Here is a 26,968-nt window from a genome sequence, read left to right as displayed (position 1 = left end):
TTTTATGCTTGTAAAGGTCAATGGGAATGAACTAGAACTTCCTGAGGGTTCCATGATACAGGATGCAATAAAAGCTTCAGACGCACCCTACAGGGAAGGCTGTGTACTGGGACTCATAAAAGGTAAAGAAGAAGTTGAAAGGCACGCAAACAAGTACAGCATGAAAACAGGTAAAGGAAGCATAATAATAGAAATTTTACCTGAAGGCCCTGAAAATCTGGTAAAGACGTGGAAAGCCCATTACAAGGAATTTGAAAACATTCGTATAAGATGGACAACCTCGAATGAGGTTGCAGTTGGCCCAATAAAAACAGATCTCACACCCACAAGAGAAGAACATCAATATGAAAGATGGGATGTTATTTTAAGTCTTTCAGGGTTCACTGCTGATGCAACCCATATCATATTCAGCAAGGCAAAGCACGATGCAGTTTACGGAGCACCTGAAGAAAACAGAGGAGTTTTTGCAAGGGTTGTTGGTGGTAAAAAGACCATAATGGACCTTACTGATGATGATGTGATAAACAGTGTTAAACCTGTAATTGAAAGGGAGAGCACTGTAAAGAGTGCTGCAATAACCAACCTTGATACTCCAATTTCAGATGGAAACGAGATATTTACCTACTTTTTAGTAAAACCCACGGATAAATCTCCACAATCTGTTGAGCATTTCTTTGCACTGTCCGAAAATGGAAAAATGAAGGTTGATTATGAGTCAAATTCATTCGTAGGATTTTATGATTTACAGGGACTTGAAAGGGAATCCGAACATATAGATCAAAGAAGAAGGGGAACAGTAACCCTTAGAAACCGAGGTAAAGGTGTTGGGCGCGTTTATGTCTACAGAGAGGACAGGGTATCCACGCCATCCCATACAGTTGTAGGAAAAGTTCATAGTGGAATGCAGCTTTTGGATATGGCAAGAGCTGACGATTACATAACTGTAAGAACAGATCCAAAGAGAATAATGACTCTTTCAATGACACAAAAAGATGCGGAAGAATTTTTATCATCTCAGGGTGTTGAACAAGTGCGGGATGGGCTTACTGATGATGATGCCATCGTTGTAACTCAGGATCCATTGTACACAATGGACATAATCGGCCAAAAAAAGGTTAAAACATTTGGTATCAAAGAAGATGAGCTTTTCCACATTTATTTAGATGAAGCTAATGCTCCAAGATCATCGTGGTACTTTAAAAAGATAACAGGACTCCTTGATTCACCTGTGGGGGCACTGAAAATTCACTTTGCATTCCCGGGAATGAATGTGTTAATGTTTGAAGGAGATTCAAAGCAGTCCAAAGGACTTATACCTGAAAACACTCCTGAAACTTCCGTAAAGGCAGGGGAAATCGGTTTGACCAACATGTCAAAGAGGAACATTGGAATGCTTGGTGTAAGGTTTGAAGATAACAATGAATTCGGACCTACAGGAGAACCATTTAAAGGAACCAACATTTTAGGGAAATTTATAGGTGGAGCTGCAAATCTTAAAAAATTTAAGGAAGGGGAGACTGTTTATGTCACAACAAAAAAATCTTAAGGGACCTGATATTTCAAAAAACCCTAGAATATCTGAAACTTCTAGAAAAGAATCTGAAAGTTTTAAAGGTGAAGATTCAAAAGTTACCCGTATGATCATTTTAGGACCTTCTGCAAGCATAAGCCAGACAGAACTTATTGGAAAACTTCACATGATGGAGTTGCCCCTAACAATAAAATCAACATGTTACGGGGCCATAGTCAACGGTGAAGAAGAAGTTGTAAAAGAAGCAATAGAAAAAATAAGAAAACTTGATTACTGCAACATATTCACCAAAGACAGAGGATTCCCACCAGGAGACCCACGAAGATGCAGGGCAAAAAGAGGAGCTGCAAGGGAAGGATACCACCAACTTGAGAAAGAATTCGAATTACTGGACTTTGTGAGTGAGGCACTTCAAAATCCCAAAAAGGTCAGTGTGGAGAAGCCGAAAAAAGTGCCTATTGATCTTTTTAAAGAAATCTGTAAGAAGTGTGACAAGGAGAGCGAAGAATGAATATAAATCACTCATCAACTGGAAAGGAAATAGAACCAATAGCACTTGCAATCCATGAACTTGTAAATAAGCTTCCAATAACGATGCGCACAAAAAATTCCACTGGCGTAAGAATAGAAGAAGGTGAAGTTTTAGACTATGATTACACAGGCCCCATCCTTGAAAAAGTATTAGAAGAAGGAAAAAAATGCAAGACAACCCCCGAGGAGGGTCCATATAAAGGTACACCAGTTTTAGTTGTCCCATTAACAGAAAATGGCAAAGTTATATGTGCAATAGGGGTTGTTGATACAACAAAAGGAATTTACAGTGATATAATGCATATAACGAAAAGACCAGAATTAAAATCTGAAAGTTCAAGGAGGGACTTCTAATTGAAGGTAGCAGTATTCCCACCAAATTCATTAATATTAGCAGACCTTGTTGAGAGGAGGGGACACGAGCCCCTGGTAATACAGAAGGAGATAAGGAAGAGAGTTACAGATGTGGAGATAGATTCACCACCACTCAACATAACCGAAGAAGATCCTATAAAAGGCCTTAAATATGCTGCAATTGAGGTTCCATCAGGTGTCAGGGGTAGAATGGCAATATTTGGTCCAATAATTGAAGAAGCAGATGCAGCAATAATAATGGAAGATGCGCCTTTTGGATTTGGCTGTATAGGATGTGCCAGAACCAACGAACTTACAATGTTCAACCTCAGAAAAAGGGGAATCCCATTACTGGAACTCAAGTATCCCACAACCAGAGATGAAACCATAGAAGTTGTAAACAAGATCAACACATTTTTAGATGGGCTGGAGGAAAAAAATGGTTAAAATAGCTCAGATATCCTGTGGAACAGATTACAGTGGTGTCCAAAAAGAAATAGAAAAGGCAGCTGCAACATTTGGTGCTGAAATTATCATTCCAGAAGCTGATCTGGACTACATAGATGAAGCTTACCAAAAATTTGGATTCAATGCTGCAAGCTCCGGAATAAGATTAATGATAGCAAGGGCCATGTCCATAGTTGAAGGAAAAACCAAAGCAGATGCAGTTTTCATAGCAACATGCTTCAGATGTGCCGAAGGAGCACTTGTTAGAAATGAGCTTAGACGTTTCATACAGAATAACACAAGATTACCTGTTGTAACCTATTCATTCACAGAAAGAACCAAAGCAGATGAATTATTCATACGAATGGAAGCATTATCCACAATAGTTGCAAGAAGAAGCTTACTTGCACGTGAAAAACAGGAAGGACTCACAATGGGTATAGACTCAGGTTCAACCACGACCAAAACCACACTAATGGAGAACAACAAAATAATAGGTACAGGATGGCTTCCAACAGGAGACGTAATTGAAACAGCCAATACTGGAATGGACCAGGCTTTTGAGGGCACAGGCTACAAACTGGAAGATGTTGATGGTGTGGGTGTCACAGGATATGGAAGGTTAACCATAGGACACCATATGAACGCAGGACTTATTCAAGAGGAGCTCAGTGTCAATGCAAAGGGTGCTGTATTCCTGGCAGGCCATCAAAAGGGAGAAGCCACAGTACTGGACATAGGTGGTATGGACAACAAGGTCATAACAGTAAACGACGGAATACCCGACAACTTCACAATGGGCGGAATATGTGCCGGTGCATCAGGAAGGTTCCTTGAAATGACAGCCCGCAGATTAGGTGTTGATATAACTGAACTCGGACCTCTTGCATTGAAGGGAAACCATGAGAAGGCAGAACTGAACAGTTACTGTATAGTTTTCGGTATCCAAGACCTTGTAACATCACTTGCAGCAGGTGGTCGTAAAGAAGATGTTGCATCAGCAGCATGTTTCTCAGTTGCAGAACAGGTATATGAACAGCAGTTACAGGAAATAGACGTTCGTGAACCGTTAATACAGGTTGGTGGAACATCTCTTATAGGGGGCCTTGTTGATGCTATGAGCTCCATACTCGGAGGAATAGATATCATAGTTCCTGAATACTCACAGTACATTGGAGCTGTGGGTGCATCGCTTTTAGTATCCGGTTTAAGTAATAAAAAAATTTAAACCTGTTAATATGCAAACTAGCATCATAAATGGATTAAAGAGTTTGCATATTAATAAAGGTTAAATTGTATCGATAAAGTCAAACTATTGATAAGGGTTAATATGAGTTACAAATTGATAGGAGTTAACAGATGAAGGTAGAATGCTACGACAAGGAAGGGGAAAAGGTTTACGATATGATCGTTAGACAAATACTCCAAGATGTCCAAGTAATTCGTTCTATAAACGATTTGAGGGTATTCGTGGACCCCAGAGAGCCATTATTTATCATAGTTATAAAATTTGAGAAAGCAGCGTCTCCAATTATGCTTGAAGACCTTGCAGAATACGAATATGATAAACAAGCGAACGAAGTATTTATAAGAATTAAAGATGAAACTTATCTGCCTGAGTTACTTAAAAAGCTGTGGGAGCTTGAAGGACGAAATAAAATACATCAACCCAGCAGGTATGAAGTTATAATCGATGATCCTAAAGTTGATCTCAATAAACTGGTTGTACATGACCCCCAGGAAGATATGAAGAAAAAGATATATGATGCGATGTTCAGAATTATTCCTGAAGGGTTCAGGGTTATAAAACATAAATCAGAAGATGATATAATCGCAATGACGTGTTCTGATGAAATAATTAAGGATGAATGGCTTGAAAAAACCGACAAGATCATAGAAGAAGTTAAAAATAAATAAACCATTTATAAAAACTTTAAAAAATATTTAAGGTTTTATCCGGCACGTAATTTATGTGGAGGAAACGAAATGAATGAATCAAAATTTGCCCACCTTACAAAGGTGCACCCCTGCTTTAATGAAAAAATGCACGACAAAGTTGGAAGGATACATGTTCCTATAGCTCCAAAATGTAACATACAGTGCGGTTTCTGCACAAGGGAACTTAACAAATGTGAAATGAGGCCAGGAGTGGCATCAAGGGTCATGACAGTTGAAGATGCTGTAAAGCACGTTGAAAAGGTTACAAAGGAAATGCCAATAGCTGTTGTGGGAGTTGCAGGCCCAGGAGATGCACTCTTTAACCCGGCAACATTTGATTTTTTCAGGGAAATGGACAAGAAATTCCCAGAACTCATAAAATGCATAAGCACCAACGGACTTTTACTGCCTGAAAAGGCCGATGAACTCGCTGAAATCCACATAAACAGTGTAACAGTCACAGTGAATGCTGTAGATCCTGAAATAGGAAAACAGATATATTCAAATGTTTTCTACAATGGCAAACTCTACGAAGGAGAGGAAGCATTTAAAATACTTTCCAAAAACCAGCTTGAAGGAATAAAAATGATAGCTGAGAAAGGCATTATTGTAAAGGTTAACAGCGTCCTTATACCCGGAGTCAACGACAAGCACATAATCGAAATAGCTAAAAAGGTAAAAGAGCAGGGAGCATCCCTCATGAATATAATTCCACTTATACCGCTTTATAAATTCAAGGACACACCAAGACCCGGTTGTGCAGAGCTCAGTGAAGTCAGAGATGCTGTGGAAGAGATAATACCAGTTTTCAGGGCGTGCACACAGTGCAGGGCAGATGCTTATGGTGTACCTGGAAAAGAGGATAAACACCTCGACATGACACCTGCAAGCCATTTCTAAGGAGGTTCTAAACCTCTACCAATCCCTTTTTTTAAATTATCTTAAATAACTCTGATTTTAATGATTTTTTAGATAGAAGGCTTAATATGATTCAATTAAGATTTTAATGATTTTGGACAATACTAACAAAAAAATTTAATTTTAATTCATGAATTTTATTTTATTCATGAATCCGTCACGAAGAATTTCCATATGAAAATATTATAAAAACTTTATTAAAAACTTTATAATTACAAAATTAGCCAAATTAAGTTAAGAGTGGTAAAATGAAGACTATGTACTGGAAGGATAATGAACTCCATCTTTTAGACCAGACCAAACTACCAGATGAAGTTGTTTACATGCAATGCAAAACTTATATGGATGTAATTGATGCTATAAAAACTATGAAGGTTCGAGGTGCCCCAGCAATTGGTGTGGCTGCTGCATTTGGAATGGCGCTGGCTGAACTTGCAGGAGAAAAGATGGAAAAAGCTGCAGATGAAATAAAAAGTGCCAGACCCACGGCAGTGAATCTGTTCTGGGCAGTAGACAGAGTTTTACAGGCAAAAGAAACTGGTTCAGGTTCTGCACTTGATGAAGCCCTGAAAATGTACGATGAAGACGTTGAAACCAACAGAGCCATAGGAAAAAATGGAGCAGCAGTTATTGATGACGGTGATACTGTGCTCACCCACTGCAATGCAGGAGCTCTGGCTTGTGTGGATTACGGAACAGCACTTGGTGTAATAAGGGCTGCAAGAGATGAAGGCAAGAAGATCAACGTGATATGTGATGAAACAAGACCCCTTGGCCAGGGGGCAAGGCTCAGTGTTTTTGAGATGCAGCAGGAAAAAATTCCGGTTAAACTCATTGTTGACAGTGCAGCAGGGCACATGATGCAGAAAGGAATGGTTCAAAAGATTGTAATCGGTGCAGACCGCGTTGCAAAGGGAGGGGTAGCCAACAAGATAGGTTCTCTCATGGTGGCACTTGCAGCAAAACGATTTGGTGTTCCTTTTTATGTTGCAGCCCCTAAAAGCACATTTGATGAGGAAAACAGTATTTATGATGTTAAAATTGAAGAACGCGACCCTGATGAAGTTTTACACTTTGGAAAATGCCGTATTGCACCTGAAGGAACTGAGGTTGAGAATCCTGCCTTTGATATCGTGCCATCTGACCTTATAGCTGGCATAATAACTGAAGAGGGAATTTTAGAGCCGTTTTAGATCTTTATTTTTTTCATATTATTTTAAAAAATTTTAAATTTAACCTTCTAATAAATCTGAGCATCTATCCCCATGTGCCAGACACCAGGACTCTTTGATTTAACTTTTCTCTGATTTAAAATCTCAACCTTACGTGGATATGCAGTTTCTATTATTCTTTCAATTGGCTTTTCATATTCTGATGCAAATTCATAGTAATGTAAAATTCCACCAGATTTCAGGGAGTTTATTGCATTATGAAGAAAATGCCATGCAGTTCCGGGGAGGTTCATTATTATACGGTCTGCTTCAATGTTTAGATCATTTAAAACCTCTGAAACATCGCCAAGAATTGGTTTTATTTTTCCCTGAACCTTGTTAAGCTCTATATTCTTTTTTGTGTAGTAATAAGCCGAGGGATTAATGTCTACGGCGTAAATATCAACTTCATGTTTCATTGCAATTGCCACAGAGAACGGACCCACCCCTGCAAACATGTCTATTATGGTTTCACCATCTTTGACCTGATCAACTATTCTTCTACGTTCTGTGGCAAGTCGGGGGCTGAAATAAACATTTTTAACATCGAGCATGAACTTGCATCCGAATTCCTTGTGCACTGTTTGGGAAACATCAACTCCTGCAAGATGTTCAAGTTCTCTTGTTCGTATAATTCCCTTTATAGCACTGCTTTTACGGTAAACTGCTTTTCTTCTTGTGAATTTAAGTGCAGCTTCACCAATTAAATACTTTTCATCCTCAAGATCCTCAGGGATTTCAAGTATCACAATGTCGCCAATTATATCGAAGGATTTTTTTATCTCATCGATTTTTTCCTCTTCAATTTTTCCTTTGAGATAACCTTTAAGACTTTTAGGGGCTTTTTTCTGCATTTCAAACTCAGTTTCTACAATTTCAACATCGGATAATCCAAGTTCTTTCAAATTTTTATCATCAAGTTTTTCTGTAATGGGTATAAAAACGAAGTCACCAGAACGCCTTATTTTCATCTCAAGATTTATAAGTGAGTTTTTTAGTAGGATCCTGCGGATCGTATCTGCCATGTTCTTTGGTACTTTTAAGCCAATCATGAGATTCCTCTTAAAGTGATTTTTTTATTAAATACAGTTTGAATGTACAACACAAACTTTATGAAACTTAGTTTAAGATTAGATATACAACTACATATATAATCTAAATTTGAATATAAAAGATTATAAAATTTATCAATTCAAAAAAGGAATGTGGGTGATTTAATGCTTTATTTTATTGGTCTTGGACTTTACGATGAGAAGGATGTATCAATTAAAGGAGCAGAAGCTCTTAAAGAGGCAGATGCAATCTATGCTGAATTTTATACAGCGCGACTTTTTGGAACTAGCATTTCTGCCCTTGAGGACATGCTGAGTGTGAAAATAACGATTCTTACAAGGGAAGAAGTTGAAGAAGAAAACATTCCATTGAAAGAAGCTGAAACTAAAAATGTGGCATTTTTGAGTGCAGGGGACACTTTAATAGCCACTACCCACTCGGATCTCCTCATTGAAGCCAGAAAAATGGGAATAGAAACAACTGTTATTCATTCTTCATCCATACTATCTGCAGCTCCAGGGATAATAGGTTTACAGGCATACAAGTTCGGTAAAGTTACCACAATCCCGTTTCCGGAGGAAAATTACTTTCCACATTCACCTTACCTTGCAATAAAAGCCAACATGGAATCAAAACTCCACACTCTGGTACTTTTAGATATAAGAGCTCATGAGGATCGTTATATGACTGCAAATCAAGGTTTAGAATATCTTATGAAAGTTGAAGATGAAAGAAATGAAAATATTTTGTCAGAGGATAGCATTGCAGTTGTAATAGCCCGTGCAGGTGCCCAAAAACCAGTAGTTAGGGCTGATAAAATAAAAAACCTTCTGCATGAAGACTTTGGCGGCCCACTGCACTGCCTTATCATACCATCTGATCTCCATTTCATGGAGGCTGAGGCCCTTGTTGTGTTGGGCGGAGCGCCTCAGGAGATTCTTGAGAATGATCTATGATTGGTTTCATTAGTTAAGACGATTAAGATTGTTTTATTTAATTAAGATGATTATAATGGCTTGTTTAAATTTATATGGGTTTAAATGCAGTTAAATTTTTAAATAAAAAAAATGAAACCTTGCAGAAAAAATCTTATATATTGATCTATAGGCGGTTGAAATGGAATTAGACTCACAAAAAACATTTATAAATGCAAAACCATTTTTGAAATGGGCTGGTGGGAAAAAACAGCTGCTTCCAAAGTTTTATAATCTATTACCATTCCATATAAAGAATGGTATCACTATTGAACGATACGTTGAACCGTTTGTAGGTGGCGGGGCCATGTTCTTCTTTTTAAAGAAACATTACAATGTTAAAGAATCATTCTTGTTTGATATCAACAGGGAATTGATACTAGCTTACAAAGTTGTTAAACATGATCCTAAAGACTTAATCGATGAATTAAAAGAAATGGAAGAATTTCATCTTAAAAAATCAGAAGAAGCCCGTAAAGAGAACTTTTACACAATACGAAACAATTACAACGTGCAGATGAATGATTTTGACTATGAAAACTACGGTGAAGACTGGATAAAACGTGCCAGTTATTTAATATTCCTGAATAAAACATGTTTCAATGGTCTTTTCCGTCAGAACAAAGATGGTGGATTCAACGTGCCTTTTGGGCGCTATAAAAACCCCAAAATATGTGATGAAGAGAACATAATCTGGGTTAACAAAGCTTTGAAAAACACGGAGATTTTCTGCGGAGATTTCACACAATCCCAGAAATTTATAGAAAAGGAAAGCTTTGTTTATTTGGATCCGCCCTACAGGCCCTTAAACAGAACTTCAAATTTCACAGAATATTCTAAGGGCGGTTTCACGGATCTTGACCAGATAAAACTGGCAGATTTCTTTGAACAGATGGATATTAAAGGTGCCTATTTAATGCTCAGCAATTCAGACCCTAAAAATGAAGATCCTAAGGATGAATTCTTTGATAATCTTTATAGACATTACAATGTTGAACGGCTGCCTGCAAAACGGAATATTAATAGCGATGCATCTAAAAGGGGAGATATTAATGAGTTAGTTGTCAGAAATTATTCTCATTAATGATTCCCGCATTAATGATTCCTGTTACTGTTTTTATGTAGTTCAGGACTTTTTTATATAAAATTCAGTTCACAAAATATATCCATATTCCTGTTTTCAATCTTTTGGAGGTTTGTCTGTTCATGATTTTTTCTCAATATATTCGCACTTTTCCACGTTTTGAACGGGTAAAATTACATGTTTTATCCCACCCTCCTTATAACCGTAGTTTATCTCAATAACTCCCCTCATTTCATTGATTTCTATGTTTTCAACTCCAAATTCGCCCTTTTTAAAGTTATGCACTGCCCCGTTTATCATACTGATTTCAATCTTTTCTATCATCTTACCACCTGAACTGCATTTGTTTAATATATACATATTATCCATGAAATAATTTCAGTTTTAATAAGGCAAGTCCTGATCTTGAGTGTATCGTGAGCAACCGATTTTGTTATTAAACAAAAGCTGATATAAAACTGTATTTTTCTAGTTGACTTCCAGATCTTTTTGTAAATACACAGTGGTTCCTTATGTATATTATAATCTCAGTATCAGACATATTTAACGAAAATGGGTAAATTAATGACATATATCATGAAAAAAGACTGTTTGGTAAGTGTAAACAATAGAATATCATTTTTTTTCTCCTAAATTAGTTGGGTTAATTTTAGAAAAATATAAATGGCAGAAAATAATATGTTAAAAGTAACATATGTTAAATTTAACATAAGTAATGAATAACATAAAAAAATCTCAGGTGAAAGAATGGCAAATACAGACCTCATGATTTTAGGCATGATCTACCTCCAGCCAAGTCATGGATATCTGCTTAAAAAAAATTTAAAAGAGTACTTTGGAAATCCATATTTCAAGTTGAATAACAACGTACTATATTCTACGCTGGCAAAACTGGAAAAAAATGGCTTTGTCGAGGGAAAAGAGATTCTTGGTGAAAAAGTGAATAAAAAGGTATATCATATTACTGAGAATGGGAAGAATCAGTTGTTTGAGATGGTAGCTACTCCTTTAACGCCAGAAATTGATGACTTTGGATTCAAAGTACAGGCTGTGTTTTTTGATTTAATACCTAAGGAAAGCCGTATAAAAGTAGTTAAACCTGTGTATGAAGCTAAATTAGAGATGTACCATGAAGCTTTAAAAAAGAAGGAAATTTATGGTATTAACATGCAGCCTATTTCATTTACAGTCCTTGAATATGGTATTAAAGAATTGGAAAATTCACTTGAGTTTTATGAAAAATTAATGGAATGAAATTGAACATAGTATAAAAACATTTGTTCACATTAATGAGGTTTGCTGAGGTTTGCAACTTTTATACGCCCAATTCCGCATTATAACCTAAATTAAAAAATAAAAAATCGAAAATTAAGTTTACAAACGTTAATATGCAGTTAGATTAATAATTCATTAAATCAAATAATCTTAAATTTGAATAGGTGGTAAGATATGGATGATTTTATTATAGAAGCCATGAATCTTCAAAAAGAATATGGGGATTTTGTGGCCGTTGATGGTCTTGATCTTCAAATAAAAAGAGGAGAAGTTTTCGGGTTTCTTGGACCCAACGGTGCAGGAAAGACAACATCCATTAATATGATGGTGGGATTGCTGCGCCCAACAAGCGGACAAATAACAATAAACGGAAAGGATGTTCATGAGATAGATAAGGAAACAATTGGAATCTGTCCACAGGACCTAGTTTTCTGGGAAAACTTAACGTGCAGAGAAAACCTGAAACTTATGGGGGATATGTACAAGGTGCCCGGTGACATTTTAAAGTCACGCATAGATGCACTACTTGAAAAACTTTTTCTCACAGATAAAGCAAATGTTGTAGCTTCAAAGCTTTCTGGAGGTATGAAACGTCGGTTGAATCTGGCTCTGGCAGTTATACATGGACCTGAAATTGTGGTTCTTGATGAACCATCTGAGGGATTGGATCCACAGTCACGAAGGGTTTTATGGAATTATATACGTTCATTAAGGGATGAGGAGGGTAAAACTGTAATTTTAACCACGCATCTCATGGATGAAGCAGACAGGCTGAGCGATAGAGTTGCAATAATTGATCACGGCAAATTGTTACGCCTTGAAACACCTGAAAATCTCAAAAAAGAGGTTGGTGAAGGTGACGTGGTTGAAATGAAACTTTCAGACCCTAAAAAAAATGAGGACGTTATAAAAACTCTTAAAGAACTTGAAGACATCATATCCGTGGTTGAACTTGATGGAAGGATCAACCTGCGGGCGCTGGATGCAGTAAGTAAGCTCCCAAGAGTAATGGAAAACGTTGAGGCGGTTGGGGCTAGAATAGAAGATCTTGCCCTGCGCCAGAACACACTTGAAGATGTTTTCATAGAGCTGACAGGGTCAGGACTGAGGGAGTGAAAAGATGAAGTTCATGAGTATAGCAGTAAAAGATTTAAAGGAAATAATAAGGGACAGAAGAAGTCTCTTTTTTATCCTGCTATTTCCGATGATGTTTATGCTTGTTTTTGGATTTGCATTTGGAAATATGGGGGAATCAAATGAGCCACACAACCTTGCAGTTGTAAACTACGACCAGGGAACTACTCTCTCTGGTGAGCAAGTGAACTTTGGAGACAACCTTACAACGCTTTTGGGAGATGTTAAATATCAAAGCAGTGATGTGCATATGTTTAACATTACGGAAACCAATGAATCCACTGCAAATCAAATGGTAAAACAGAGAGATGCAGATGCAGAACTTATAATCCCTGCGAACTTCTCAAAATCGGCATCTTCGTTGATAACAATCACAGCTCAATCAGTTACTTCAGGATCAAGCGTATTAACTACAACCACAGGGCAGAATTCATCAAATACAAGCACTTCAACTTTGATAATCCGTGGTGACACAGGTTACATGGGCTTTGGAACAACTCAAGGCATACTTGTAGGTGTTTTAAGTGGGTACCAGGACCAGCTTGTCACAAATGTCCAGAATAGTATCAAGGGAACTCATGGTGCTGAACCTCAAAAATACATACAAAGTAAGGTGGAAGGAATCCCTGGAACAGAATCATTCACAAGCTTTGACTTTATTGCTCCAGGAATGATAGTGTTTGCAATACTACTTCTTGCAACCAGTGTTGCTGCAATACTCACAAAAGAAGTGGAAAGTGGAACACTTAGAAGACTTAAAATGTCTAAAATGACATCATTTGACTTCTTATTTGGCGGAGTCATTCCATGGTCATTTGTTGCAGCAGCACAAGTAATAATACTCTTCGTTGTGGCTATAGCAATGGGATTCCACTGGCAGGGAGGAATCATATCGTTAATCCTTGCTGTAATTGTTGGTGTGATTGGTGGAGTATCATCAATATCTCTAGGAATGATTATAGCTGCATTTGCAAGGGATGCAAAGCAGGCATCCAGCCTTGGAACCCTTATTGTGGTGCCGATGAGTTTCGCTGTCGGTGCATTCTTTCAGCTCCCACAAGCAGTTATAGGAACCTTCATGGGCCACACAATTCAGGTATATGATTTTATTCCATGGACAAATACTCTAAACGCCTTACGTGCTACTTTAACCTATGGAGGGGGATGGAACGCAATATCATTTGATGTTCTGATGAGCCTCATACTTACAGTGATTTTGTTTGTCATAGGAGTTTTCTTATTCTCCAGAACAAGAATGAGGCCGGAAGGTTGAATATTAATAAAATGTTTTTGGACCGCATAAACAGAACGCACTAAAACAGGAATTAAAACAGGAATCTATGGCAAATATTGTGGGCTGAAAATAGCTTTTCAGCTATTTTCTTTTTTTTATTAAACTTTTTATTAATAGTAATATTAAGATAAACTATTAAACGTAAAAAAGAGAGTTAAACATATTTATTTAAACATAATCATACCAATTTAAAAATTTCAATGTATTCATTAATTTGAAGAGGCGATAAAATATGTCTGATAAACAAGGACACAAGCATCACGGTAAATCTAGTAAGGATGTTCTAAGTGCTGAAACAGTGCTTGAAAAAACTGGTTTAAAAGTTGGAGATACATTCCTGGATGCAGGCTGCGGTGACGGTTACATCTCAATAGTAGCATCTTCTATTGTTGGAAAAGAAGGTAAGGTTCATGCTCTGGACGTCTATGAAGAATCCATAGACAAAGTGAAAAAACAAGTTCAGGATAAAGGAATAACCAATATTGAGGCAAAGGTTGCAGATTTAACCCAAAAATTACCTTTAAAAGATAACTCTATTGATGTTGGTGTTATGGCCAATGTTATGCACGGCTTTGTTGCAGAAGATGAAGTTGAAGAGGTAATGAATGAGATTCGAAGGGTTATAAAACCTGAAGGCATATTTGCCCTGGTTGAATTTAAAAAAATAGAATCAGTTAGAGGTCCGCCCTTTGAGGTGAGGATTAGCCCATCAGATGTGGAAAGTATATTGAATCAATATGGGTTTGAGGTACTGGAAACTGCTGATGTGAGTCCGTACCATTATCTGGTTTCTTCAATTAAAAAGGATTAAACAAGGAATTAAATATCTAACAATTAAAACATCAGTTGCTATTTTTTAATAGAATGCTCTTTTTATTTCTTTTTTAGAACTTTATAACAGTTTTTTTTACTAAAAACGAATTTTTAGATATTTTAACAGTTTTTAAAGATTAATTTTTAGAAATTTCAATATTTTTTAAAAAAATAAATACTTAAAAATTTAAAAAAATGACTAGTTTTAAAAGATTTCAGTAGATATTCAGAGATTTCAGTAGATAGGAGTATATCTATCTAAAAAATCAGGATAATCCCTGTCTAATATTCTTAAAGCAGTCATTGCCTCTGGAGATGAACAGCACCTTTCTTCCACAAGGTTTCTGAGAGTTCCATTTTTGATATTTTCACGCACTTCCCTCAAAACGAAGTCCATGGTTTTTTCATTGTATTCTTTGAGCTCTTCAAAGTTCATATCAAATATATGGTACTTTTTGAGGTCATATTTTGTTGTTGGGGTCATAATGACCTTTAAATAAGCGTAGAACTCACATATGTCTTCTGAAAAAAAGTCCACACCCAGATAAGCCAGAAGCGGGATGAATGAAGCATCTGCAAATGGGAAATAAATTGCAGAATTTGGGTTTAGGCCTTCCCTCAGCTTCACAAGAATCTCAACCAGATCCATGGGCCTTTCCAAAAGCTTCTCTGAATTTGCAACCATTAAAACACTATTTCCAAGTTTTTCAAGTTCATTAGCACATTTAACCCTTAAATCAGGATATTTAGAGCCATGAATAACACTCAATCCATGTTCATCACTTTTTTTAGCGTTTGCAACTGTTTGATTGACAGACCACTCAGCCATGGATTTTGGAACGTTGTAAGGCATTGGTTCGTCTTTTATAAATGGTAATGAATCGTCTGGTTTGAGTATTGCTGGCGTTTTTATATCTTCGTATTTTCCAAGTCTTGCAGGGCCGTCGTGTAGTGTAACTTCTATCATGGTACCTCCAAATGTCATGTGTATAATATTAATATTTTATTTCAAAGAACGTGAATTAAAAACATGAAGTTTTCTATGTAAATATTATAATGATGAACTTGTAAAAGAGTTTTTCCTAATCGTTTGATTCAACAAAATGAAAATAGATTAAAGATTTATGTAGTGTTCTAACTAAATTCGGAAGATTAAAATATATTTATTGAAAATTGTAACTGTAGGTGCGAAATTTTCGAGAAGTGTCCTTCAATTTCAAAGAAATTTAAAAGACGTTTAGAAATTGATTTTAATTTAAGAACAGCCCATTCAACTTTATCCATTTATAATCATAATTTTAATGCTGCAATCATTATCATAGTCCAAATTATGGCGTTAATTCCCATAATAATGTCTTTCCGTCTTTTCTCCCATTTCTTATTTTGAAAGTATGCTAAAGTAACTACGTAAGCCATACTGATTATAAATAAAATCAATCCATCACTCATGATGATCACTCATATCAGGCATAGCACTATATTAACTAGGTAAGTACAGAGCAACAATCCTGACAACTATTGATGCCCATATCAAAAATTTTCCACGTTTTTTAGGTATTTCTTCCTCAAATCGTAGAGATATTACCTGCAACTAAGATCAATAGGAAATACTAACCCTGCCTCAATACAAATCCAAGCTCCACAACTCTAAATAAACCCTGAAACTCCTATAAACTCGCTAGTTTTATGAGTATTCAAATAGCTCCCACAATTTGACAGTATCCGTGCCTTCAAGGTTTTTTCGCCACATTCACATTGTATTTTTCTTATCATCACTTCTATCTATATTTTATTACATGATACTATCATTTATTATATTTAAAAGGGTGGAATGATTTTTTTGGTATAGAGCATCAAATCACCCTGTAAGGACTTGTTAAGGAATTTTTCCTTAGAAAAAATATAAGAGAATCTGCAAAACATCACTATTTGAAATGATTTCCAATTTGAAGCAGGGAAAAGTTTGATGGAAAGCACTGTCACCAAAAAGGTTACAGTTGCTGATTTTTACACAACCTATATATGTAGCATTCATCACACCTAAAACATGGAAATTATAAGTTTTCACACAGAGACATAAAACAATCAGGGTGTGAGCAAGAATGAAAACCCTAAAACGCTTAAAAAAAATGTTAACCGGGGACGAAGAACCCGATAAAGAAGAAGCAGAGAATTCAGTGGAACAATCAGATTCAGAAGTGAAAACAGAGAAAGCAGTGGAAGATAAAAAACAGAAAACTGTTGAAGAAACCGAAACCACAGAATCAGTCACGCAAAAGAAAGAAACAATCAAAGACCCTCAAACTGAGGAAGAAGTACCAAAGACAACAGAAAAACAAAAAGAGTCAGAAACAAAGATTGAATCAACAGAGCCAGAAACAGTTACAGAAAAGGAAAATAAATCTGATAAAACCAAAACCGAAAGGAGTGGTAGTATGACTTTACTCGAAGGAATAGAAACTGATGTTATAACCCGTGAAAATATAGATACAGATTTTAAACAGCAGATAATGGACGCTGGTGCAGAAACAGTAGCAATCTGTTTCCAGTGTGGTACCTGTACCGGAGCATGTCCTTCCGGAAGGAGAACACCTTACAGGATAAGAAGTGTTGTAAGAAGAGCCGTCATGGGTCTTAAAGACGATGTATTATCTGATGACACAATATGGATGTGCACAACTTGTTACGAATGTCAGGAAAGATGCCCAAGAGGCATAAAAATTGTTGACATTGTTAAAGCTGTAAGAAATGAAGCAGCTAAAGCTGGATACATGGCACCTGCCCACAAAGCAACAGGATCATTTGTTCTCAAAACAGGACACGGTGTGCCAATAAACTCAGCAACAAAAGAACTCAGGAAAAGGGTAGGATTAACTGAATTACCACCAACAACCCACGAGTTCCCAGAAGCACTCAAAGAACTACAGACAATGATGAAAAGAACAGGATTCGACAAACTTGTCGGATACAACTGGGAAACCGGAGAACTCGAATAAGGAGGAATCAATATGGCATTCGCATATTTCTTAGGATGTATAATGAACAACAGGTACCCTGGAATTGAAAAAGCAACCAGGATCATGATGGACAAGCTCGGAGTTGGACTTGAAGATATGGAAGGAGCATCATGCTGCCCAGCACCAGGTGTTTTCGGATCATTCGATAAAACAACATGGGCTTCAATAGCAGCAAGGAACATAACCATAGCTGAAGACATGGGTATGGACGTTCTTACAGAGTGTAACGGATGTTTCGGCTCACTACGTGAAACAAACAACCTTCTCAAAGAGGATGAAGAATTCAAAGGAAAAATAAACGGCGTCCTTGAAGAAGTTGGAAGGGAGTTCAAAGGAGAAGTTAATGTAAGACACTTTGCAGAGGTACTCTACAATGATGTAGGACTCGACAAATTATCAGAAGCAGTTACAACTCCATTAAACCTCAATGTTGCAGTTCACTACGGTTGCCACTTCCTCAAACCACGTGCAGAGGTAGGTATAGACAACCCTATGAAACCAACAATACTTGATGAACTCGTTGAAGTAACTGGAGCAAAATCAGTACCTTACAAAGAAAAAATGATGTGCTGTGGAGCAGGTGGAGGTTTAAGAGCACGTGACCTTGATGTCACACTCGACTACACCAAAGAAAAACTCCAGAACATGAGTGACGCTGGTGTTGACGCAATAGTGAACGTTTGCCCATTCTGCCACCTACAGTTCGATGTGGGACAGAAAGAAGTGAACGAAAAATACGGAACAAACTTCCAGCTACCAGTATTCCACCTTGCACAGCTTTATGGCCTTGCAATGGGATTAAGTCCAGAGGAAATTACAGTAGATGTTCAGCAAATAAGTGCTGATCCTGCAATCAAAAAATTGGACATAATAACTGGAGGAGAATAATTTATTCTCTCCCTCTTTCTTTTTTTCTAAATCTAAATTTTTTAGTCTGGAACTTTTTTTTAGTCTAAATTTTTAACCAAAAAAATTTAAATTCTAAAAACCAAAATTAATCTATTCTTAAAATATTTCGTTTAAAACAAATCGTTTTAAAATAATTCAAAAACAAAGGGGTGTTTCTTTTGTTTGTTGCAAGTCTTGTTGGAGTATTCAAATACAATGAACTACCTGAAAAATATGGTCCATTCGTACAGTATAAAGCCTCAATTGAGAAGAAAAACATTAAAGAAGATGATAATATTGCAATCTTAAATATAAGCGGCACAGAAAGTCATCACGTTATTTTTCTAGATTCATACAAGGATGTAAAAGAAATAGAAGAAGAGTTAAAAAAAGCAGAAGCTAAATTAAATTACAACTCCAAAAAAATACTGGAAGGACACCTATGAATAGTTTACCCATGGAACAGACATGGATGGTGCTTGTTGATTTATTAACAGACCTGAAGAAGAAAGGTGTTGAAATATCTCAAGCCGTGATAGAAGATATAAGGATGGCCAAAACCTTAATAAACTTCTACAAAGTAGATCCAACTGATCCTGAGAGAAATAAAGAGGTAAAACGCATAAATGAATTTATGAGCTCTGTCCAGATAACTCTTATGGACTTTGCAGAAAAGCAGGGTGATGATTATCGAGAACTGTGGATGGAAAAGCTCAAAAAAGTTTCTCGAGGCGAACAATTATATAAATTAGGCGAGAAAAAATCTAAATTTGTTGTGGGTGCCCCATCTGGATTTTCAATGGTAAGAATAACTTTCAAAAAGCCAATTTCAGAAGACAGACTTCAGGAAATTGAAGAATATCACAATGTAATAATGGAATTTGAAAACGACGAAATTGTTGTAATTTATGGGGATGATGAACACATAAAAGACAGTTTAAAAGAAATATCCCCCTTCTTCAAAGAGCAGATGGATTAAAAAAAAATTCGAATTTTTTTTATCATTTCTTGTTTAAATTTGCAGTTTTCATTCAGTTTCAGTTTTTATTACTTAATAAACTGAATTAAGTTCTTATTTGATACTGCAGGTTTAAATGGGGAACTTTTATTATAAAAGTTTTAAAGGAGGTTTATCATGAAGATCCTTGCAGTAAGTGACTTACACGGTAAATATCAAAAGCTCTTGAATTATCTAAAAAAAAATCATGTTGACCTTGTGATCCTGGCAGGAGACATAACAAACTTCGGACCTGCAGAGCTGGGAGAAGAAATACTGAATGAAATAAGTTCATTCGGAGCACCGGTTCTTACAATACCTGGTAACTGTGACCCTGCAGGTATTTATGGTAAAATAGATAATTCAAATGCCATTAATATCCATGGAAGAAGTGTTGTAATTAAAAATATAGGCATATGTGGATTTGGAGGTTCAAACCCAACACCTTTCAACACTCCCCTGGAATTTGAGGAGTTCCAGATCTATGATGAGGCCAAGAAGGCCATGGAAGAAATAAAGGATCAGAAAGTAACCTTTTTTGTAACCCACGCCCCTCCACAAGGAACCAAGGCAGATCTCATCCCTTCTGGTGATCATGTAGGTAGCGAAGCTATCAGGCAGGTAATAGAAGAGTTTCAGCCATCTTTAAATATTTGCGGCCATATACACGAAGCAAGAGCCACAGATGAGATTGGTAATACTAAAGTTGTTAATCCTGGTGAACTCTCGCAGGGATTTGCATGCTTAATAAATGTGGAAGATTCTGATGAAGATGATACAAAGGTAAATACCCAGATCATAAGTCTTTAATATCCAATCAACAGTTTTTTATTTTTTAAGTTTATATCCGGGTTAAAACCGACAATAATTTAAATGAGGTTAACCTAATCAATTGTGTTTCAATGTTGATTAATATATAATGTGCTCAGTATCCTATTTTGAGGTGAGAAGTTGAAATTGATAATGGTTGAAGGAGAAGTAAGCGGTAAAAAATATGAGGAACCATTTTCAAAAGGAGTTTTAGCCAGATCTTTAACCCGGGCTGAAATGGATCCTAACAAGGCTTATACTTTTGCATCCCAGATAGAAGCTCACCTGAAAAGTGAGGGCGTTGATCTGATAAACCTGGATGATCTCATAAGAATAGTCCTAAAAAAACTCAGAGAAGAAGATAAGGAAATAGCAGAGAAATATGGGCTTTGGAAAAGTATTAGAAAATGTAAAGAACCTCTTATAATACTTATTGGTGGTGCTTCTGGTGTTGGAACATCTTCAATTGCATTTGAACTTGCAAACCGACTTGGAATAAGAAATATGATAAGCACAGACATGATAAGGGAAGTAATGCGTAAAATCGTGTCCAAAGAGCTTTTACCAACTTTATATGAGTCGAGTTACACTGCTTTTAGTTCTTTAAGGATACCTACCCCTCCAGAATCTGATGAGGTTTTAATTGGATTTCGTGACCATGTTGATACTGTGAGTGTTGGTGTTGAGGCAGTCATAGAAAGGGCCCTCAAAGAGGGTATAAGTATAGTTATAGAGGGAGTTCACATAGTACCAGGGTTCATCAAAGAAGAGTTAGTGAGTAAAAGTAATGTGTCCATGTTTGTTTTAACCCTACAAGATGAAGAAATACATAAAGGAAGATTTTACTCTAGATGCAGGCAAATGTGGGCGAGAAGGCCTCTTGAACGTTATATGAACTATTTTGGGGCAATCAGAAGAACACACAAATATATTGAAGGCCTGGCAATTAAGAATCATGTCCCTGTTGTTGAAAATATTGATGTTACAACAACAATAGACTCCATGATAGAACATATTACAAAGACATACGGAAGTGAAGAAGATGTTGGAGAAATTAAAAGTTAAAGATGTAATGACAAGGAACGTTATAACTGTTCCACCAAGTGAAGATGTTGTTTTTGCCTTTGAAAAACTCATGAAGCACAGGGTGAGCTCGCTTCCTGTTGTTGATAATAATGATATACTTGTAGGGATTGTAACAGCAACAGATTTAGGACACAACCTTATATTAGATAACTACGAACTCGGAACCATTGTTGAAAAGGTTATGGTCAAAGATGTTGTATATGTAAGCCCAGAAGACGACCTTTTAACCACGGTTCAAAAGATGAATGAATTTGGATCCGAAAATGAGATAATAAACCAGCTTGTAGTTATTGAGGATCATGAGATAAAGGGCATAATCTCAGATGGAGACATAATAAGAGCCATAAAAGCTTAAAAATTAAAGCTTTTATTGAATTTCATTTCTTTTAAAGATGTATTTGTTGCGTTTTAGTGATGTTGTTTCATAAGATCCTGTTTTGTTTTTGTTTCAAGATGTGATTATTCTGATTGATTATTCTGATGAAACTATTCAAAAATTGAAAATAAAAAGAAAATAAAAAGAAATTAATCAGATGTTTATTGAATATTTTTATGGGATACAGGTTCTATCAACTTTTTTGGAATCTATAGAATTAATTTGCTGGTTTTATAGGATTGGTTGCTAGTTGATTTTTTAGATCAACTCTTAGGAGTTACACGTGGTTTAAATGAAGAACATACGCTGGGATATTTTTTTGTAAGTTCGGTTTCTAATTTTTCTATGATCTCATCTTCTATCTCACCGCTTTTCTCGGTTGACACAGAAAAAATGTTTCCTTCAAGCTGTGCTCTTATGAACTCTTTCCCCATACTTATCTCAAACTCAATGGGCTTACCATTATCAATATCTTCAATAATATGGTCCATAATTTCGTCTGTTAATTTCAGAAGCTTCTTTCCTTCGGGTGTATAAGTTTTCTCTTCTGTTGATATCTTTTTAATGAGAAAAGGTGCACAACCTTCAGTTCTGGCAGTTTTACGGTTTGTCCAGAATAAAATTGCCATCAATTTTTTCCTTGAGTCCAGTCGGCTGTCAAATTCTAAAGTTTTCATTTTTATAACCCCCATTTAATTCCAATTCCTTTATTCATTCCTAATTCCTTTACTCAACTAGTATTAAAATATCATTAATCTAGTCTTCACCCATTTTCTTAATTTCTATGGCAAGCTGTTTACCAATTTCATAGCACTTATCAAGTTCCTCTTCTGTTGGAACGTAGTTAACCTCGTAGTTGTCATATACTTCAAATCCACATTTTTCAAGCTCATCTGCCAGCTTGTTGACAGCTTTACCGGCCCATCCCATTGAACCGAAGATAACGGCTTTTCTTTTTAAACCTGTCCTGTTAAAGCTTAAACCCCTTAAATAGAAGATTAAATCACCGATACTGGGGTACGGTTCGTTGAACATTGTGGGAATACCAAATAAAACCGCTTTACTTTCCAGAATATCCGTTACGATTTCGCTTCGTTCATCCTCATGGAGGAAGTACATTGAAACATCCACATCCTCGCTCATTAAACCTTCTGCAATGGCATGAGCCATTTTTTGAGTTGATCCATGCATTGTATCATAGATGATTGTTGCCTTATCCTTACATTTGCCTGTGGCCCAGTTGGTGTAAGCTTCTATTATCTTCATTGGGTCTGTCCAGATCTGGCCATGTGCCGGTGCGATCATCTCTATCTCATCGAGTAATTCTAATTTGCTTACTTCATCAAATTTCCTGAGTATAAGTCCTGAAAGTGGGGTTAGTAAGTTGGCATAAAACTTGGCTGAAGCATCCATTATAACATATTCTGGAATTTCACTGTCTAACCTTTCTGTGAGGCAGAGATGCTGGCTGAATGCATCGTTTGAAAATAGTATCCCATCCTCCATGAGCATTGTGAACATGCTGTCAGGCCAGTGGAGCATTTTGGCCTCGAGAAATACCAGTTCTTTTCCTCCAAGATCCAAGGTATCTCCTGTTTTAACAGGCCTGAAGTCAACACCCTCAAGTGAAGGATAATGTCTCTTTAATCCTTGAACTGCTGTTTGCGTGCAGTAAACCGGTGCATCTGGGAATTTTTTGCAGATTTCTGTTAGGGCGCCGCTGTGGTCCTTTTCAACGTGGTTCTGGATGATCACGTCCACCTTTAATGGTCGGCCCTCTTCATTGAATGCATCCTTGATTCTTCCCCAAAGCTGAGCAGAACTTCCAGGATAAGTGTTGTCTATGATAGCTACTTTTTCATCTCCAAAAACAATATATGCATTGTAAGTTGTTCCGTTAAGAGTGTATCCATGGTAATTTCGTAAATCCCAATCCAGTACTCCAACCCAGTATACTCCGTCAACGATTTTTATTGCATCCGCTTTCATTTTATTCCTCCTTCAGGTGTTAAAATAAATCTTAATAAAGTATTATATTGTAAGTTCTATATATTATTTAAAAATAAGTAGAAAGTGCTTTTCAACGTTTTAATGATTTTAAAATATTTATAACACGAAATACGTGTTGTTAATGTTATAAAATGTTATTTTAGGTTAAAATTATTTAACTTTCTTAAATCCTTTTTTTATATCCTAATTCTTTAAATTTTATCTTAAATGCAGTTCCACCATCTCTTTGAAGTTCCATTTTACCATCCAACTGCATTACCAACGCATTTACTAGTGTTAAACCCATTGATTTTGTTTTATTTAAGTCTAAATCTTCGGATAATCCAATTCCACTGTCCATTATAATGAGCGTTAAATCTTCTCCCTCACGAGTAAGTTTTATTGATATTTTACCGGACATTCCATTTGGAAAAGCATGTTTAAATGAATTTGAAACAATTTCATTGATTATTAAGCCAAAAGGCACTGCTGTTTCAATTCCAAGGGAAACATCTTCAATTTCTGTATTTATCTGGATTTTTTGGTTTGATCCGTATGATTTGGAGAGTTCATATGCCATATCCTCAATATATCCTTTAAAATTAATTTTTGAAAGGTCTTTGGAGTGATAAAGTTTTTCATGTACGTTAGCCATGGACTTAACACGATTTCGACTTTCTTTAAGTATATCAATGGCAGTTTCATCTTCAATATAACCAGACTGCAGGCTCAGGAGGCTTGAAATTATCTGCAGGTTATTTTTAACACGATGGTGTATTTCCTTCAGAAGGGCCTCCTTTTCTCTGAGAGAAGTTTCTATCTGGGCTTCAACTTCCTTTCGGTATCTAATTTCATCCTCTGCAGCTTTATAAAGCTTTTCGTTTTCTTTTATCGATATGGTTTGATGTAAAAGCAACAATCCAATTATAAAGCCAACGCCCACTTCTAGAACCGGGAAATTATCATGTATATGTTGGTTGTAACTCCATACAAGCAATATATATGCTGAAAGGACCCCTATTGATGGTAAGTATGATATCAAACTTGATTTGGTGTACCATGGTTTGTATTCAGAGGATATCCTGGGTTTTTCCATGTTTAATGTATTGGCCTGCAACATTCCTGCCAGGAAGGCGGTTAAGTAACTTGCAACCCAGCTTGTATACATCAGATTCATCAGGACGTAGGATTCTTGGAAGGGAGGATATATTGCTAGGATGTTGCTTAAGATTTGAAACGATACACTGGCGGCCAAAAAGAGAAGTGGAGTTTTATACATGGTTTTTGCCTGACTTGAAACCAGATCGACCATCAGAAACAGAAGAGTAGTATAGAGAACTATTCCTATTAAATGGATTGCTGCATCGAAAAGATCTCCTGTTACACCAACTACAGGCATGATGAAAAAGGTCCAGGATACCATGAAAACTGTTATAAATAGTATGCTAACGTCAATTGACAGTTTATGCCATCTTTTTTGGATTATCTCAGTTCTTGGAAATAAATAAATGCCTAACGCAAAAAGAATGAAATATGCCAAGAAGAAGAGGTCTATCATTAAGGAGGGAGCCGTCTGATGCAGTCCAATATTGAATACTCCTAAAAAAATGTCGTTGATGGCATCAAAAAGTTGAGCAGCAGCTATTAGTCCCCAGGCCACATATACTCGCCTTCCATATACAATGGATAATTTTGCAGCATAAATCAAGCTTATTGCTGCCATTAAATTTATAAGAGCTGAGGAAAATTCATTAAATGTGGTTTTGAGGATGGAACCGTCTTTTAAGACGAACAGAGTCATAGCATAGACAATTGCAATGATAAATGCCAAAATTAAAGCTTTTTTGAAGGATATTGTCTGTACTTTTTGTGTGTAACCATTTTTAGGCATCTTTGAACTTCCACTAATAATCTTTGAACTTTCACTGATATTTTTTCTTTTGGAGTAGCTTTTGTCTTTTTAATTTTTGCAGTTTTTATGGATCACTGATTAAGGGAACCTTTTGCTTCGACTTGTAAAACAGATGTTATGTAGTAGTAAGATTTTCGATCATTTAACTTTATAGACGCTTTAAAAAGACTACTAATAATTAGAATCTAAAAGAATTTTTTCGAAAGATTCTCATACCAAAAATTCATTTAAAATGGATTAAAATAGCATTTATTCAAGTTTCATTCAATTTATTCGGTATATAATTTTTAACTTTTTTGCTATTTTTAGAGTTTTTAATTCCTTAAAACTTAAAATGAGAAATTTCATTAAAATAAATAAGAAATAACGAAGTAAAGTGTTGCAGAAATGGCCACACATGCTGGAATGGTCACGATCCATGTGGTGGCTATATGTTTAATAACGTCAAGTTTAACAGTTGAGGTTCCGTGAGCCATTCCAACCCCAATTACAGAGCCTACAAGCGTTTGTGTTGGAGATATTGGCATTCCCAAGGATGCAAAAATAAGTGTAATGGTTCCAGCTGAAACCTGGGCTGAAAAACCCCTTGTTGGAACCAGCTCAGTTATCCGCCTACCAATGGTGTCAGTTATCCGATTTCCTGCAATTAAAATTCCAAATACAAGTCCCAGAGCACCTAAAAATTTAATATCGAAACCAGCGGTTGTTCCAACTGTTACGTATAATACTCCGGTTGCTGCCGCTATATCTATTGCACCAACGCTTAGCGCAGCAAGGGATGAACTTCCAATTTGAAGATAAGAGAAAACCTTCTCCAACCTGTCTTTGTATGCCAGTTTTCGAGTTTTAGTTAATAAACCTTTTTTAAGGATGTAATACACTCCAAAACCAGATGCAAGGCCTATTAAGGGGGATACGACCCAGCTTAATGCTATGTAACCTGCTGTAAGAAGGTTCAAATGATTAAGGCCGGCGTATGCAATGCCATAGCCCAGAACTGAACTTACAATTGCATCTGAGCCAGATATTGGTATTTTTTTTATGAGGGTTATGGTGATCCAGATGCCTGCAGATAACGTTATGATAAAAGCCCCGAGACTTGTCATAAACTCAGGAGGCACAATGCCGCTTCCAACCGTCTTTATAACGTTACTTCCAAGGAACATAGCCCCTAAAAATTCAAATAAAGCCCCAATTAAAAGAGCTTTCCTCATTTTAAGAGCTCCACTTCCGACAACAGTTCCCATGGAGTTTCCAATGTCGTTTGCAGCAATATTGAAAGCCATGTAAATGGCTGTTACAATACCCAATACCAATAGAAGTTCCATATACATTA

General features: G+C 36.4%; 29 protein-coding genes. 21 read left to right on the top strand and 8 right to left on the bottom strand.

Features of this window, described 5'->3' with window-relative positions; genetic code table 11:
• Positions 1 to 4 precede the first annotated feature (4 nt).
• From mmp3 to mtnA, 8 genes are all read left to right on the top strand, one after another.
• The gene (mmp3, locus tag MSWAN_RS07800) at positions 5 to 1,546 is read left to right on the top strand and encodes a methyl-coenzyme M reductase-associated protein Mmp3 (RefSeq protein ID WP_013826084.1); all 1,542 of its coding nucleotides are present in this window, start codon (positions 5 to 7) and stop codon (positions 1,544 to 1,546) included.
• Positions 1,524 to 2,042: a methanogenesis marker 6 protein gene (locus MSWAN_RS07795; protein ID WP_013826083.1), complete on the top strand. Its 519-nt coding sequence runs from the start codon at positions 1,524 to 1,526 to the stop codon at positions 2,040 to 2,042. Before mmp3 ends, MSWAN_RS07795 begins: the two co-directional genes overlap by 23 nt.
• On the top strand, positions 2,039 to 2,416 hold the full coding sequence (locus MSWAN_RS07790) for a DUF2111 domain-containing protein (RefSeq protein ID WP_013826082.1): 378 nt from the start codon (positions 2,039 to 2,041) through the stop codon (positions 2,414 to 2,416). The genes MSWAN_RS07795 and MSWAN_RS07790 overlap by 4 nt, the downstream gene beginning before the upstream one ends.
• Positions 2,417 to 2,863, top strand: coding sequence for a methanogenesis marker 5 protein (locus MSWAN_RS07785; protein WP_013826081.1), 447 nt, complete (start codon positions 2,417 to 2,419; stop codon positions 2,861 to 2,863).
• Positions 2,856 to 4,091 carry a methanogenesis marker 15 protein gene (locus tag MSWAN_RS07780; RefSeq protein ID WP_013826080.1) on the top strand — a complete coding sequence of 412 codons (1,236 nt, stop codon included), beginning with the start codon at positions 2,856 to 2,858 and terminating at the stop codon, positions 4,089 to 4,091. The genes MSWAN_RS07785 and MSWAN_RS07780 overlap by 8 nt, the downstream gene beginning before the upstream one ends.
• Before the next feature lie 131 nt (positions 4,092 to 4,222).
• Positions 4,223 to 4,780, top strand: a complete 558-nt coding sequence (locus MSWAN_RS07775) for a methanogenesis marker 17 protein (RefSeq protein WP_013826079.1) — start codon at positions 4,223 to 4,225, stop codon at positions 4,778 to 4,780.
• A gap of 69 nt (positions 4,781 to 4,849) precedes the next feature.
• A complete protein-coding gene (locus MSWAN_RS07770; RefSeq protein ID WP_013826078.1) occupies positions 4,850 to 5,701 on the top strand; it encodes a radical SAM protein in 852 nt (283 codons plus the stop codon).
• 266 nt (positions 5,702 to 5,967) lie between these two features.
• Positions 5,968 to 6,912 carry an S-methyl-5-thioribose-1-phosphate isomerase gene (mtnA, locus tag MSWAN_RS07765; protein WP_013826077.1) on the top strand — a complete coding sequence of 315 codons (945 nt, stop codon included), beginning with the start codon at positions 5,968 to 5,970 and terminating at the stop codon, positions 6,910 to 6,912.
• Positions 6,913 to 6,959: 47 nt separating this feature from the next.
• On the opposite strand, the gene MSWAN_RS07760 is transcribed toward mtnA, so the two are convergent.
• Positions 6,960 to 7,982 (bottom strand): class I SAM-dependent methyltransferase, encoded by a 1,023-nt coding sequence (locus MSWAN_RS07760; RefSeq protein WP_013826076.1) that lies wholly within the window; start codon positions 7,980 to 7,982, stop codon positions 6,960 to 6,962.
• Positions 7,983 to 8,147: 165 nt separating this feature from the next.
• On the opposite strand from MSWAN_RS07760, the gene dph5 reads away from it, so the two are divergent.
• Together dph5 and MSWAN_RS07750 are read left to right on the top strand one after the other, a co-directional pair.
• Positions 8,148 to 8,939, top strand: a complete 792-nt coding sequence (gene dph5, locus MSWAN_RS07755; RefSeq protein WP_013826075.1) for a diphthine synthase — start codon at positions 8,148 to 8,150, stop codon at positions 8,937 to 8,939.
• Positions 8,940 to 9,099: 160 nt separating this feature from the next.
• Positions 9,100 to 10,041 (top strand): DNA adenine methylase, encoded by a 942-nt coding sequence (locus MSWAN_RS07750; protein ID WP_013826074.1) that lies wholly within the window; start codon positions 9,100 to 9,102, stop codon positions 10,039 to 10,041.
• Positions 10,042 to 10,161: 120 nt separating this feature from the next.
• Here the strand turns inward: MSWAN_RS07750 and MSWAN_RS07745 are convergent, their stop codons facing one another.
• Positions 10,162 to 10,365 (bottom strand): hypothetical protein, encoded by a 204-nt coding sequence (locus MSWAN_RS07745; RefSeq protein ID WP_013826073.1) that lies wholly within the window; start codon positions 10,363 to 10,365, stop codon positions 10,162 to 10,164.
• Between the two features lie 423 nt (positions 10,366 to 10,788).
• Here MSWAN_RS07745 and MSWAN_RS07740 point away from each other — a divergent pair, with 423 nt between their 5' ends.
• The 4 genes from MSWAN_RS07740 (at position 10,789) to MSWAN_RS07725 (ending at position 14,555) form a co-directional block, all read left to right on the top strand.
• A complete protein-coding gene (locus tag MSWAN_RS07740; RefSeq protein WP_013826072.1) occupies positions 10,789 to 11,295 on the top strand; it encodes a PadR family transcriptional regulator in 507 nt (168 codons plus the stop codon).
• A gap of 195 nt (positions 11,296 to 11,490) precedes the next feature.
• Positions 11,491 to 12,432: an ABC transporter ATP-binding protein gene (locus MSWAN_RS07735; protein WP_013826071.1), complete on the top strand. Its 942-nt coding sequence runs from the start codon at positions 11,491 to 11,493 to the stop codon at positions 12,430 to 12,432.
• Between the two features lie 4 nt (positions 12,433 to 12,436).
• Complete coding sequence (locus MSWAN_RS07730) at positions 12,437 to 13,723, top strand: ABC transporter permease (protein WP_013826070.1); 1,287 nt, start codon at positions 12,437 to 12,439, stop codon at positions 13,721 to 13,723.
• A gap of 253 nt (positions 13,724 to 13,976) precedes the next feature.
• Positions 13,977 to 14,555, top strand: coding sequence for a class I SAM-dependent methyltransferase (locus MSWAN_RS07725; RefSeq protein WP_013826069.1), 579 nt, complete (start codon positions 13,977 to 13,979; stop codon positions 14,553 to 14,555).
• Between the two features lie 237 nt (positions 14,556 to 14,792).
• Here MSWAN_RS07725 and MSWAN_RS07720 read toward each other — a convergent pair whose 3' ends face one another.
• Together MSWAN_RS07720 and MSWAN_RS12800 are read right to left on the bottom strand one after the other, a co-directional pair.
• Entirely contained in the window at positions 14,793 to 15,524 is a 732-nt protein-coding gene (locus MSWAN_RS07720) for a queuine/other tRNA-ribosyltransferase (protein ID WP_013826068.1), read from the bottom strand.
• 323 nt (positions 15,525 to 15,847) lie between these two features.
• On the bottom strand, positions 15,848 to 16,006 hold the full coding sequence (locus tag MSWAN_RS12800; protein WP_013826067.1) for a hypothetical protein: 159 nt from the start codon (positions 16,004 to 16,006) through the stop codon (positions 15,848 to 15,850).
• A gap of 653 nt (positions 16,007 to 16,659) precedes the next feature.
• Between MSWAN_RS12800 and hdrC the strand changes: the two genes are divergently transcribed.
• The 7 genes from hdrC to MSWAN_RS07685 all read left to right on the top strand — a co-directional run bounded on the left by hdrC (position 16,660) and on the right by MSWAN_RS07685 (position 21,710).
• Positions 16,660 to 17,553, top strand: coding sequence for a CoB--CoM heterodisulfide reductase subunit C (gene hdrC, locus MSWAN_RS13075; protein WP_013826066.1), 894 nt, complete (start codon positions 16,660 to 16,662; stop codon positions 17,551 to 17,553).
• A 12-nt stretch (positions 17,554 to 17,565) separates the two neighbouring features.
• Positions 17,566 to 18,462, top strand: a complete 897-nt coding sequence (gene hdrB / locus MSWAN_RS07710; RefSeq protein WP_013826065.1) for a CoB--CoM heterodisulfide reductase subunit B — start codon at positions 17,566 to 17,568, stop codon at positions 18,460 to 18,462.
• Between the two features lie 179 nt (positions 18,463 to 18,641).
• Positions 18,642 to 18,908 carry a DUF749 domain-containing protein gene (locus MSWAN_RS07705; RefSeq protein WP_013826064.1) on the top strand — a complete coding sequence of 89 codons (267 nt, stop codon included), beginning with the start codon at positions 18,642 to 18,644 and terminating at the stop codon, positions 18,906 to 18,908.
• Positions 18,905 to 19,441 (top strand): DUF2096 domain-containing protein, encoded by a 537-nt coding sequence (locus MSWAN_RS07700; RefSeq protein WP_013826063.1) that lies wholly within the window; start codon positions 18,905 to 18,907, stop codon positions 19,439 to 19,441. Before MSWAN_RS07705 ends, MSWAN_RS07700 begins: the two co-directional genes overlap by 4 nt.
• Before the next feature lie 156 nt (positions 19,442 to 19,597).
• Positions 19,598 to 20,269: a metallophosphoesterase gene (locus MSWAN_RS07695; protein WP_013826062.1), complete on the top strand. Its 672-nt coding sequence runs from the start codon at positions 19,598 to 19,600 to the stop codon at positions 20,267 to 20,269.
• Positions 20,270 to 20,416: 147 nt separating this feature from the next.
• Positions 20,417 to 21,334 (top strand): 2-phosphoglycerate kinase, encoded by a 918-nt coding sequence (locus MSWAN_RS07690; RefSeq protein WP_048188384.1) that lies wholly within the window; start codon positions 20,417 to 20,419, stop codon positions 21,332 to 21,334.
• Positions 21,312 to 21,710 (top strand): CBS domain-containing protein, encoded by a 399-nt coding sequence (locus MSWAN_RS07685; RefSeq protein WP_013826060.1) that lies wholly within the window; start codon positions 21,312 to 21,314, stop codon positions 21,708 to 21,710. Before MSWAN_RS07690 ends, MSWAN_RS07685 begins: the two co-directional genes overlap by 23 nt.
• A 284-nt stretch (positions 21,711 to 21,994) precedes the next feature.
• Here MSWAN_RS07685 and MSWAN_RS07680 read toward each other — a convergent pair whose 3' ends face one another.
• The 4 genes from MSWAN_RS07680 to MSWAN_RS07665 form a co-directional block, all read right to left on the bottom strand.
• A complete protein-coding gene (locus tag MSWAN_RS07680) occupies positions 21,995 to 22,408 on the bottom strand; it encodes a hypothetical protein (protein WP_013826059.1) in 414 nt (137 codons plus the stop codon).
• Positions 22,409 to 22,487: 79 nt separating this feature from the next.
• Positions 22,488 to 23,720: an FprA family A-type flavoprotein gene (locus MSWAN_RS07675; RefSeq protein ID WP_013826058.1), complete on the bottom strand. Its 1,233-nt coding sequence runs from the start codon at positions 23,718 to 23,720 to the stop codon at positions 22,488 to 22,490.
• A 184-nt stretch (positions 23,721 to 23,904) separates the two neighbouring features.
• Positions 23,905 to 25,611: a histidine kinase dimerization/phosphoacceptor domain -containing protein gene (locus tag MSWAN_RS12305; RefSeq protein ID WP_013826057.1), complete on the bottom strand. Its 1,707-nt coding sequence runs from the start codon at positions 25,609 to 25,611 to the stop codon at positions 23,905 to 23,907.
• A gap of 368 nt (positions 25,612 to 25,979) precedes the next feature.
• Positions 25,980 to 26,960, bottom strand: coding sequence for an inorganic phosphate transporter (locus tag MSWAN_RS07665; protein WP_013826056.1), 981 nt, complete (start codon positions 26,958 to 26,960; stop codon positions 25,980 to 25,982).
• Positions 26,961 to 26,968 lie beyond the last annotated feature (8 nt).

The organism is Methanobacterium paludis (genome assembly GCF_000214725.1).
Taxonomy (GTDB): domain Archaea; phylum Methanobacteriota; class Methanobacteria; order Methanobacteriales; family Methanobacteriaceae; genus Methanobacterium_C; species Methanobacterium_C paludis.
The sequence above is the reverse complement of the archived record's forward strand: the minus strand, read 5'-3'. Positions and strand labels throughout refer to the sequence as shown.

Coding starts and splice junctions, on each gene's coding strand:
- mmp3 (WP_013826084.1), top strand. CDS start 5: ATGCTTGTAAAGGTCAATGGGAATGAACTAGAACTTCCTGAGGGTTCC.
- MSWAN_RS07795 (WP_013826083.1), top strand. CDS start 1,524: ATGTCACAACAAAAAAATCTTAAGGGACCTGATATTTCAAAAAACCCT.
- MSWAN_RS07790 (WP_013826082.1), top strand. CDS start 2,039: ATGAATATAAATCACTCATCAACTGGAAAGGAAATAGAACCAATAGCA.
- MSWAN_RS07780 (WP_013826080.1), top strand. CDS start 2,856: ATGGTTAAAATAGCTCAGATATCCTGTGGAACAGATTACAGTGGTGTC.
- MSWAN_RS07775 (WP_013826079.1), top strand. CDS start 4,223: ATGAAGGTAGAATGCTACGACAAGGAAGGGGAAAAGGTTTACGATATG.
- MSWAN_RS07770 (WP_013826078.1), top strand. CDS start 4,850: ATGAATGAATCAAAATTTGCCCACCTTACAAAGGTGCACCCCTGCTTT.
- mtnA (WP_013826077.1), top strand. CDS start 5,968: ATGAAGACTATGTACTGGAAGGATAATGAACTCCATCTTTTAGACCAG.
- MSWAN_RS07760 (WP_013826076.1), bottom strand. CDS start 7,982: ATGATTGGCTTAAAAGTACCAAAGAACATGGCAGATACGATCCGCAGG.
- dph5 (WP_013826075.1), top strand. CDS start 8,148: ATGCTTTATTTTATTGGTCTTGGACTTTACGATGAGAAGGATGTATCA.
- MSWAN_RS07750 (WP_013826074.1), top strand. CDS start 9,100: ATGGAATTAGACTCACAAAAAACATTTATAAATGCAAAACCATTTTTG.
- MSWAN_RS07745 (WP_013826073.1), bottom strand. CDS start 10,365: ATGATAGAAAAGATTGAAATCAGTATGATAAACGGGGCAGTGCATAAC.
- MSWAN_RS07740 (WP_013826072.1), top strand. CDS start 10,789: ATGGCAAATACAGACCTCATGATTTTAGGCATGATCTACCTCCAGCCA.
- MSWAN_RS07735 (WP_013826071.1), top strand. CDS start 11,491: ATGGATGATTTTATTATAGAAGCCATGAATCTTCAAAAAGAATATGGG.
- MSWAN_RS07730 (WP_013826070.1), top strand. CDS start 12,437: ATGAAGTTCATGAGTATAGCAGTAAAAGATTTAAAGGAAATAATAAGG.
- MSWAN_RS07725 (WP_013826069.1), top strand. CDS start 13,977: ATGTCTGATAAACAAGGACACAAGCATCACGGTAAATCTAGTAAGGAT.
- MSWAN_RS07720 (WP_013826068.1), bottom strand. CDS start 15,524: ATGATAGAAGTTACACTACACGACGGCCCTGCAAGACTTGGAAAATAC.
- MSWAN_RS12800 (WP_013826067.1), bottom strand. CDS start 16,006: ATGAGTGATGGATTGATTTTATTTATAATCAGTATGGCTTACGTAGTT.
- hdrC (WP_013826066.1), top strand. CDS start 16,660: ATGAAAACCCTAAAACGCTTAAAAAAAATGTTAACCGGGGACGAAGAA.
- hdrB (WP_013826065.1), top strand. CDS start 17,566: ATGGCATTCGCATATTTCTTAGGATGTATAATGAACAACAGGTACCCT.
- MSWAN_RS07700 (WP_013826063.1), top strand. CDS start 18,905: ATGAATAGTTTACCCATGGAACAGACATGGATGGTGCTTGTTGATTTA.
- MSWAN_RS07695 (WP_013826062.1), top strand. CDS start 19,598: ATGAAGATCCTTGCAGTAAGTGACTTACACGGTAAATATCAAAAGCTC.
- MSWAN_RS07685 (WP_013826060.1), top strand. CDS start 21,312: ATGTTGGAGAAATTAAAAGTTAAAGATGTAATGACAAGGAACGTTATA.
- MSWAN_RS07680 (WP_013826059.1), bottom strand. CDS start 22,408: ATGAAAACTTTAGAATTTGACAGCCGACTGGACTCAAGGAAAAAATTG.
- MSWAN_RS07675 (WP_013826058.1), bottom strand. CDS start 23,720: ATGAAAGCGGATGCAATAAAAATCGTTGACGGAGTATACTGGGTTGGA.
- MSWAN_RS12305 (WP_013826057.1), bottom strand. CDS start 25,611: ATGCCTAAAAATGGTTACACACAAAAAGTACAGACAATATCCTTCAAA.
- MSWAN_RS07665 (WP_013826056.1), bottom strand. CDS start 26,960: ATGGAACTTCTATTGGTATTGGGTATTGTAACAGCCATTTACATGGCT.